This window comes from Collinsella aerofaciens, from assembly GCF_040915425.1.
Lineage (GTDB): Bacteria > Actinomycetota > Coriobacteriia > Coriobacteriales > Coriobacteriaceae > Collinsella > Collinsella aerofaciens_BW.
The window spans coordinates 1-9,363 of record NZ_JBCPDN010000074.1; the positions used below are offsets into that span (position 1 = coordinate 1).

The 9,363-nt window shown below is 59.4% G+C and carries 6 protein-coding genes and 1 pseudogene; 5 read left to right on the top strand and 2 right to left on the bottom strand.

What is annotated here, in order from left to right; genetic code table 11:
• From AB5164_RS08985 to AB5164_RS09000, 4 genes and pseudogenes are all read left to right on the top strand, one after another.
• Positions 1-364, top strand: a pseudogene (locus tag AB5164_RS08985) (1-deoxy-D-xylulose-5-phosphate reductoisomerase); the annotation flags it as partial.
• 25 nt (positions 365-389) lie between these two features.
• Positions 390-1,751, top strand: a complete 1,362-nt coding sequence (locus tag AB5164_RS08990) for a M50 family metallopeptidase (RefSeq protein WP_368142311.1) — start codon at positions 390-392, stop codon at positions 1,749-1,751.
• Between the two features lie 13 nt (positions 1,752-1,764).
• Positions 1,765-2,847, top strand: a complete 1,083-nt coding sequence (ispG, locus tag AB5164_RS08995) for a flavodoxin-dependent (E)-4-hydroxy-3-methylbut-2-enyl-diphosphate synthase (RefSeq protein ID WP_368142310.1) — start codon at positions 1,765-1,767, stop codon at positions 2,845-2,847.
• 12 nt (positions 2,848-2,859) lie between these two features.
• The gene (locus AB5164_RS09000; RefSeq protein WP_368148003.1) at positions 2,860-4,569 is read left to right on the top strand and encodes a proline--tRNA ligase; all 1,710 of its coding nucleotides are present in this window, start codon (positions 2,860-2,862) and stop codon (positions 4,567-4,569) included.
• A gap of 179 nt (positions 4,570-4,748) precedes the next feature.
• On the opposite strand, the gene AB5164_RS09005 is transcribed toward AB5164_RS09000, so the two are convergent.
• Together AB5164_RS09005 and adhE are read right to left on the bottom strand one after the other, a co-directional pair.
• Entirely contained in the window at positions 4,749-5,513 is a 765-nt protein-coding gene (locus AB5164_RS09005) for an aminoglycoside phosphotransferase family protein (RefSeq protein WP_006236119.1), read from the bottom strand.
• 88 nt (positions 5,514-5,601) lie between these two features.
• Positions 5,602-8,250 carry a bifunctional acetaldehyde-CoA/alcohol dehydrogenase gene (adhE, locus tag AB5164_RS09010; protein WP_368142308.1) on the bottom strand — a complete coding sequence of 883 codons (2,649 nt, stop codon included), beginning with the start codon at positions 8,248-8,250 and terminating at the stop codon, positions 5,602-5,604.
• Positions 8,251-8,579: 329 nt separating this feature from the next.
• Here adhE and AB5164_RS09015 point away from each other — a divergent pair, with 329 nt between their 5' ends.
• The gene (locus tag AB5164_RS09015; protein ID WP_368142307.1) at positions 8,580-9,341 is read left to right on the top strand and encodes a transposase; all 762 of its coding nucleotides are present in this window, start codon (positions 8,580-8,582) and stop codon (positions 9,339-9,341) included.
• The last annotated feature ends 22 nt before the right edge of the window (positions 9,342-9,363 follow it).

The window sequence follows — 9,363 nt, forward strand, 5'->3', positions numbered from 1 at the left end:
TCCCATCCAGTTCGCGTTCTCGTATCCCGAGCGTTGGGATACTCCGGCGCCTCGTATCGATTTTCGCGAGCTAGGACAGCTCACGTTTGATGCTGCCGACATGGATACCTTCCGCTGTCTGGCACTGGCCGAGCGTGCCGGCAAGACGGGTGGCACCATGCCGTGCGTGCTCAATGCCGCCAACGAGGTCGCCGTCGATGCCTTCCTGCACGATGGCTGCAGCTTTACCGATATCGATCGCATTGTGGAATCCTGCATGGATGCCCACGATGTGCAGACGGTCTATTCGTTTGAGCAGCTTCGCGACATCGATGCGTGGGCGCGTGAAAAGGCTGCGCAGGTACTCGCCGCAACCCGTTCCTAACCCATAAGGATTGCTTTTTCGTTTTATGGATACTGTTCTGAGCGTTCTCTCATCGGTCTTTTGGGGCCTGCTGATGCTTTCCGTCCTCGTGTTTTTGCACGAGGGCGGCCACTTTTTGGCGGCGCGTGCCTGCGGCGTCCGTGTGACCGAGTTCTTTTTGGGCCTGCCGTGCCGCTTTGACATCCATTACACGTCGCGTCGCATTGGAACCAAGTTTGGCGTGACCCCGCTGCTGTTGGGTGGCTACGCTGCCATTTGCGGTATGGATCCGACCGACGTCTCGTGCGCCGATCGCGTGCTCGCGGCTATCTATCGTCATGGTCTCGTGACCGTGGCCGACCTTGCCGTCGAGCTCGAGCTGTCCGAGGAGGATGTGCTCGAGGCATGCGCCTTGCTCTTGGGTTGGGGCTCCATTGCGCCCTGGTATGAAGAAGGGGAAAAGCCTTCGCCCAGTTACTATCCCACCAAGTACCAGACCCTGCCGCGTGACGCGGCGGGTTATACCACCTTTGATGGCCGTCGGTTCGATCGCGAGCACGCGACTGCCGAGGGCGATACATGGGAGCTGCCGTGCAGCGAGGCCGAATTCCTTGCACGCGAGCGCTCGCACACCTATTTGGGCCAGGGCTTTGTCAAGCGTGCCTTTATGCTGCTTGCGGGCATTATCGTCAATATCCTGACGGGTTTTTTGCTCCTTATGAGCATCTATTCCATCGCAGGTGTCACGGTTCCGGTGGATAGCAATGTGATCGGCCAGGTTGACGAAGGCTCGATTGCAGCCGCGGCGGGAATCGAGGGCGGTGACGCGATCCTTTCGGTCGACGGAGTATCGTGCTCTACCTGGATGGACGTTTACGATGCCATCGGCAAGGCTTCCGGTAAGGACGATATCGCCATTGAGTACGAGCGTGACGGCAAGCAGCATTCGACCACGGTTGCGCTCAAAGAGGACGAGCGCCTAGGTGTGTATGCCTCTACGCAGGTGGTCCGTTTAGACCCCATCACGTCGGCTCGCCTGTCGTTCTCCTATGTCGTGCAGACGGCGGAGGGCGTGATGCGTCTGCTCCAGCCGCAGCATACGATGGAGATTCTCGATCAGTCCTCATCGATCGTGGGTATTAGCGTTATGTCCTCACAGGCTGCTGCTGCCGGCCCTGCCACGTTCCTTTCGTTTGCCGCCCTCATTTCGTTCTCGCTTGGCTTTATGAACCTGCTGCCCATCCCGCCACTCGATGGCGGCAAGCTAGTCATCGAGATTATTCAAAAGATTGCGGGCCGCGAGCTTCCGCTCAAGGTCCAGACGATTGTGAGCTATGTGGGCATCGCGCTCTTTGCACTGCTGTTTGTCTATATGCTTCGTTCCGACATCCTTCGATTTATTCTGTAGGGGAGTGTTTGGATTGTCTTTATCCCATCCTTTGCCGCGCGAGCTGACGCGCCCCGTGCATGTGGGCGGCGTGCAGATCGGTGGTGGCGCGCCGGTGGTGGTCCAATCCATGACCTGCACCGATACCGCCGACGCACAGGCAACGCTTGCGCAAGTGTGCGCGTTGGCGCAGGCTGGCTGCGATATCGTGCGCGTGAGCGTGCCCACCGAGGCCGCGCTCGAGGGTTTCCGCACTATCTGTGCCGAGTCTCCGGTGCCGATTGTCGCCGATATCCACTTTAACCATAAGCTCGCCATTGGTGCCGTTGGGGCCGGTGCTGCCAAGCTGCGCATCAATCCCGGCAATATCGGCGATTGGGCCAAGGTTGACGCAGTGATCGACGCCGCAGGTGCCGCGGGCTGTGCGATTCGTATCGGCGTTAATGCCGGTTCGCTTGAGCAGGATATCGCCGAGCGCGACGACCTCACGCAGCCCGAAAAGCTCGTGATGTCGAGCGAGCGCTTTGTGCAGCATTTTGAGGACCGTGGTTTTACCAACATCGTGCTTTCCGCTAAGGCCCATAGCGTGGCTACGACGCTCGATACCTATCGTGCCCTTTCGCGTGAGATTCCCCATGTTCCGCTCCATCTTGGCGTGACGGAGGCTGGTACCAAGCTGCAGGGCACTATCAAGAGCTCGGTGGGTCTGGGTATTCTTTTGTCCGAGGGCATCGGTGACACCATGCGCGTGTCGCTTACGGCCGATCCGGTCGAAGAGCCGCCGGTCGCCTGGGGTATTTTACAGTCGCTGGGTCTGCGACGCCGTGGTCCCGAGATTGTCTCGTGCCCCACGTGCGCCCGCTGCCAGGTTAACCTCATTCCCATTGCCGAGGAGGTCACCGAGCGGCTTAAGAACTATTCCGCACCGCTTTCGATCGCCGTGATGGGATGTGCCGTTAATGGCCCCGGCGAGGCTTCCGATGCCGACCTAGGCGTGGCCTGTGGACGAGGTCAGGGCCTGCTCTTTTCGCATGGCCAGATCATTGGTAAAGTAGCTGAAGATCAAATTGTCGACGCGCTGATGGCCGAGGTCGACAAGCTTATTGAGGAGAAGTAAATGACTCGAGCAATGTATATGTCTAAGCTCTACGCGCCGACGCTTAAAGAGGATCCGGCGGACGCTGAGCTCGCAAGCCACCGCCTGCTACTTCGTGCCGGCATGATCCGCAAGGAGGCCGCCGGCTTGTATTCCTATCTGCCGCTCGCCTGGCGTTCGATCCGCAAGATCGAGAACATTGTGCGCGACGAGATGGACGCTGCCGGTGCCCAGGAGCTTATGATGCCTATCATGGTCGACGCCGAGTTGTGGCGTGAGTCCGGACGCATCGACGCCTATGGCAAGGAACTCGTGCGCTTCGATGACCGCCACGGCCGCGAGTTCGTGCTGGGCCCCACGCACGAGGAGACCGTGACCGCCCTGGTTCGCAATGAGCTGCGTTCCTACAAGCAACTGCCCGTTAACCTCTACCACATCCAGGACAAGTTCCGCGACGAGTTCCGTCCCCGCTTTGGCCTGATGCGCGGTCGCGAGTTCATCATGAAGGACGCCTACAGCTTCTCTGCCACGCAGGAGAGTCTGCAGGAGGAGTACGACAAGATGAAGCAGGCCTACGCCAACATCTGCGAGCGCTGCTACATCAAGGCTCTGCCCGTTGTCGCCGACTCCGGCGAGATCGGTGGCGACACCTCCGTCGAGTACATGGCTTTGGCCGACGCCGGTGAGGCCTCGCTCGTCTACTGCGACGAGTGCGGCTTTGCTGCCGATGACGAAGCGGCAAGCGCCAAGGTCGTCGTGACTGAGGGCCCCGGCGACGGTACGCTCACCAAGGTCGAGACTCCGGGCATGGGCACCATCGAGGCCGTTGCAAAGTTCTTCGGCTTCCCCGAGAACGGCACGCGCAAGTCGCTGGCACTTATCGACGCTGAGGGCAAGCCTGTCGTGGCCATTGTCCCGGGTGACCATGAGCTCAACGATTGCAAGGCCGAGCACGTCTTTGGCAAGGGTTATCGTATGTTGACCGATGAGGAGCTCCAGACCTACGGTCTGCATAAGGGCTTTATCGGGCCGGTTAACCTGCCCGAGGGCATTCGTCTGGTGTGCGACGAGAGCCTGCGCGAGTCCAAGCAGTGGGCCTGCGGTGCCAACGAGGTCGATTATCACTTTACCGGTGCCTGCCCCGAGCGCGACTTTACCGTCGATGAGTGGGCCGACTTGGTAACCGTCGTTGCCGGCGATCCCTGCCCGCACTGCGGCAAGCCGCTCTCTGCTGCTCGCGGCATCGAGGTTTCCCAGGTCTTCCAGCTGGGCACCAAGTATTCCGAGGCAATGGGTGCCACCTTTATGGATGAGGACGGCAAGGAGAAGCCGCTCATCATGGGTTGTTACGGCGTGGGCGTGTCCCGCTCGCTCGCTGCTGTCGTGGAGCAGCACAACGACGAGCACGGTATCGTCTGGCCGGTCTCCGTTGCTCCCTACGAGGTCGCGGTGATTCCGCTCGATCCCAAGAAGGAGGAGTGCGGTACCGTTTGCGACCAAATCGTCGAGGGCCTGTGCGCCGAGGGCATCGAGGTTGTCGTTGACGACCGTGACGAGCGTCCTGGATTTAAGTTTGCCGACAACGATCTTATGGGCTTCCCGTATCAGGTGGTTCTGGGCAAGCGCGGCCTTAAGAACGGCACCGTTGAGCTCAAGGACCGTGCCACGGGCGAGCGCGAGGACGTGGCGATTGACGAGGTCGTCGCCAAGGTTGCCGAGCTTGTTAAGGCGGCCCGCCGTTAATCGACGATTTCGCTTGTAGTTCGATATACGGGACGGCCCCGCATTTCTCCAGATCAGGGAGATGCGGGGCCGTCCTTTTATCTTGTAGCATCCTCGATATCTAAAAGGAAAACCCCACAGCCCATATGAGCTGCGGGGTTTTCCTTTGTGCCTCCGATGCGAAATGAATCGCTCAGATATTACTGATAATCGACGACGTCGATCCAGTTCTTAAGGAACTCATCGTTCACGTTGCGCTTACGAGCGAGCTCGGAAGCGGCGACGATGCTCGTCCACTGACGCACGACCTGCATGGGCATGTCGGCGCGGTCGCAGTAGAGCTCCAGGTAGGCCTCAGCCTGATCCTTGCTGTTGAGAGCAAAGAGCAGGTAGGTGGTGGCAACGTCGGCAGCAGGGGAGCCCTGGGTGGCGTGTGCCCAGTCGCACACATAGAGCTGGCCGTCGTCGCCGACGATGACGTTGGAGGGGTTGAAGTCGCCGTGGCAGACCTTGAACTCCTTGGTCATGCCGTCCAGACGCTCCTGAAGGTTGTAGCGCGTGGTGGCATTGAGCTGATCAAGGCTGTCGATCATGCGGGCGAACTTGTCGCGCTGACGGTTGAGCAGCGGGGAGGTGTAGCCGTGGATCTCGATCTGGAGGTCGACGAACATCTCGAGGTACTCACCAAAGCGCTGGGGCTCGGCAGTCATCTTCTCGGCAAGGGTGGTGCCCGGAACCTTCTCGGTCACGAGCGCCCAGCCGTTGGCGTTCTCGAGCTGGGAAACCTCGAGAGCCTTGGGGCTGCGGATGCCGCACTCATTGATGCGGGCAAGATTCAAAGCCTCGTTGAACACGTCGGAGACGGGCTTGGTCTCGTTAAAGACCTTGACGATCTTGTCGCCCAGGTCGTAAACGACCTTGTTGCCACGGCGGACGAGCTCGGTCTTGGAATCGGGTAGCAGCATGGTTGCATCCTTTCAACGATGCGATAGAAGCGACGGCGGGGGTGTGTGAAACACCCGTGCACCCCCGCCGTTAAAAACCGTGCTAAAACTAGCAGACGGCGTAGTCCTGAGGCTCGCGGCCGTAGTAGGCGTCCAGGTAGAGCTCCTTGATCTCGCTCATGAGCGGGTAGCGCGGGTTAGCGCCGGTGCACTGGTCGTTGAATGCCTGCTCGGTCATCTCGTCGAGGGTGTCGAGGAAGTACTGCTCGTCAACACCGTAGTCGGCGATGGTCTTCTTGACACCGATGAAGTCCTTGAGCTCCTCGAGCTTCGTGATGAAGTTCTCGAAGACCTCCTTGTCGTCCTTGCCCTCGATGCCGCAGTACTTGGCCATCTCGGCGTAGTTGTGCAGCGCGTTGGGGTAAGGATACTGAGAGAAGGTACCCATCTTGACGGGAGCCTCGGCGGCGTTGTAGCGCATGACGCGGGTCAGGATGACGGCGTTTGCGAGGCCGTGGGGCAGGTGATGGAAAGCGCCGAGCTTGTGGGCCATGGAGTGGTTGAGGCCCAGGAAGGCGTTACCGAATGCCATACCGGCCATGCAGGATGCGTTGTGCATCTCCTCGCGAGCGTGCGGATCCTTGGCACCGTTGGTGAAGGAGCTCGGGAGGTTCTCGAAGACGAGCTTAGCAGCGCGCTCGGAGAGGCCCTTGGTGTAGTCGGAAGCCATGATGGAGACGTAGGACTCGATGGCGTGGGTCATGACGTCGATGCCGGAGGCAGCGGTCAGGCCGCGCGGGGCGGTCATGCAGTTGTCGGCGTCGACGATAGCCATGTTGGGGAGCAGCGCGTAGTCGGCGAGCGGCCACTTGATGCCGGTCTCCTTGTCGGTGATGATGGCGAACGGCGTGCACTCGGAACCGGTACCCGAGGAGGTCGGGACGGCGACGAAGTAGGCCTTCTTGCCCATCTCGGGGAAGGTGAAGATACGCTTGCGGATGTCCATGAAGTCCATGGCCATGTCCTCAAACTTGCACTCGGGGTGCTCGTACATCATCCACATGATCTTGCCGGCGTCCATAGCGGAGCCACCGCCGACGGCGATGATGACGTCCGGCTCAAAGAGAGCCATCTGCTTGGCGCCGCGACGTGCGCACTGCAGCGACGGATCGGGCTCGACGTCGTAGAAGCAGTCGTGGGCGATGCCCATCTCGTCGAGCTTGGCCTCGATGGCGCGGGTGTTGCCATTCTTGAAGAGGAACTGGTCAGTGACGATGAAGGCGCGCTTCTTGCCCATGACGTTGCCCAGCTCGTCGAGGGCGACGGGCGTGGAACCCTTCTTGAAGTAGACCTTCTCGGGAGCGCGGAACCACAGCATGTTCTCACGGCGCTCGGCCACAGTCTTAACGTTGATCAAGTGCTTCACCCCAACGTTCTCGGAGACGGAGTTGCCGCCCCAGGAGCCGCAGCCCAGGGTCAGAGACGGCTTCATGCCAAAGTTGTACAGGTCACCGATGCCGCCGTGCGAGGACGGGGTGTTGATGACGATGCGGCAGGCCTTCATGACGTGCTCGAACAGGCTGATCTTCTCGGCCTGGGCGGGGTGCACGTACAGAGAGGCGGTGTGGCCCGGGCCACCGGCGAGCACCAGATGCTCGGCCTTGTCGACGGCCTCCTGGAAGTCCTTGGCGTGATACATGGCCAGGACCGGGGAGAGCTTCTCGTGGGAGAACTCCTCCTTGGCGGGGTCGGTAGAGGTGACCTCGGCGATCAGGATCTTGGTCTTGGCGGGAACCTCGATGCCGGCGAGCTCGGCGATCTTGGCGGCAGCCATGCCGGGGATGCGGTGATCGAGAGCGCCGTTCTTGAACATGGCGGCACGCAGAGCCTCCATCTCGGCACCCTGCTTGACGAAGTAGCAGCCGCGCTTCTGGAACTCGGCCTTGACCTGGTCATAGATGGTGTCGATGACGGTCACGGACTGCTCGGAAGCGCAGATCATGCCGTTGTCGAAGGTCTTGGAGTGGATGATGGAGTTGACGGCGAGCAGCACGTCGGCGGTGTCGTCGATGACGACCGGGGTGTTACCGGCGCCAACGCCCAGAGCGGGCTTGCCCGAGGAGTAGGCGGCCTTGACCATGCCCGGGCCACCGGTGGCGAGGATGATGTCGACGTCGCGCATGACCATGTTGGTCAGCTCGATGGAGGGGACATCGACCCAGCCGATGATGCCCTCGGGGGCACCGGCCTTGACGGCGGCGTCAAGCACGAGCTTGGCGGCGGCGATGGTGCACTTGGCTGCAGCCGGGTGCGGGGAGATGATGATTGCGTTGCGGGTCTTCAGGCTGATCAGCGTCTTGAAGATCGCGGTGGAGGTGGGGTTGGTCGTCGGGATGACGGCGCCCACGATGCCGATGGGCTCGGCGATCTTGGTGATGCCGTAAGCCTCGTCGCGCTCCAGAACGCCACAGGTCTTGGTGTTCTTGTAAGCGTTGTAGATGTACTCTGCGGCGTAGTGGTTCTTGATGACCTTGTCCTCAAGAACGCCGCGGCCGGTCTCCTCGATTGCCATCTTCGCCAACGGGATACGAGCCTTGTTGGCGGCCATGGCGGCCTCATAGAAGATCTTGTCGACCTGCTCCTGCGTGTACGTAGCAAAAAGCGCCTGGGCCTCTCGCATCTGAGCGAGCTTAGCCTCAAGCGCCTCTACGTTGTCCACAATTGCGGGAGTAGTGTTTTCCGGTGACTTTTTCACCATTTGTGTCTCCTTGCGATCGGAGATTTACCCTACGCCTTGCATGATAGCAAGAAATTATTCGGCGAACGGTAAGATTCCCGTAAAAGGCATACTAAAACGCTTCAACCAAATGAAACGATTCAACTAAAACTATGCCCAATGCATCGCCCCGCTCATTGGGGACAGACTTACATGAGCGCTTTCACTTATTGGGGACAGACATCGTTTTGCCATTTTGCCGTTCTGGACCTGTTTTTGCCGCTCATTGGATATAAATAGGTCACAGGCTCAGCATTTCGCGTTCCTTCTCTCCTTTTAGGTGTTGCCTGTTCAGTTTGAAAGGAGAGATTATGCCCCGATGCGCCCGCGCCGTTTCGCTCACCGGCTATTACCACGTCTTTGACCGTGGCAACTCCAAACAGATTATTTTTGAAGATGACTCTGACCGATATCGTTTCTTATCGGACATCTCGGACAGGTTTGCACGCCATAAAGTGGCGGTGTTGGCTTGGTGCCTTATGGACAACCACTTCCATTTGATGGTTGATGACCCATATGACAACCTTTCAAAGGCAATGCAGTGCGCACTGACGGCGTATGCTAAGTATTTCAATGGGAAAACGGGAAGAACGGGCCATCTGTTTGACAATCGCTATTCGCGTGTTGCGGTTGAGTCAGACACACAGGCGGTGCAGCTACTCGATTATATCCATCTCAATCCTGTGAAAGGTGCGATCGACTCTCTCGAAGCATACCGCTGGTCAAGCTTTAGGTCATACCAGCTGGGCTACGATCCCTTTGACATCTGTGATGCGGCCCCTATGCTCGACATTGTCGGAGGCTCCCGTTGCTATTGCGAGCATCTCAAGGAAGTTGCCGGGCGCATCTGGTCAGTTGAGGTTCTTCCACGCCGACGGATCCACGATGAGGATGCCCTTTCCGTTGCGCGCGAAGTCCTGCCGAGCATAGATCCTGCGCTGCTCAAGGCCCTGCCTCGTCCCGAACGCGATGCCTGCCTGCTGAGGCTCAGGCGGGCACATCTCACGGTTAAGCAAATTGGGCTTATAGGACAAAATGTGTGTCCCGATAGAACACCCGTTTCCATCCATTAATCCAGCCAGAACGGGTACGGGT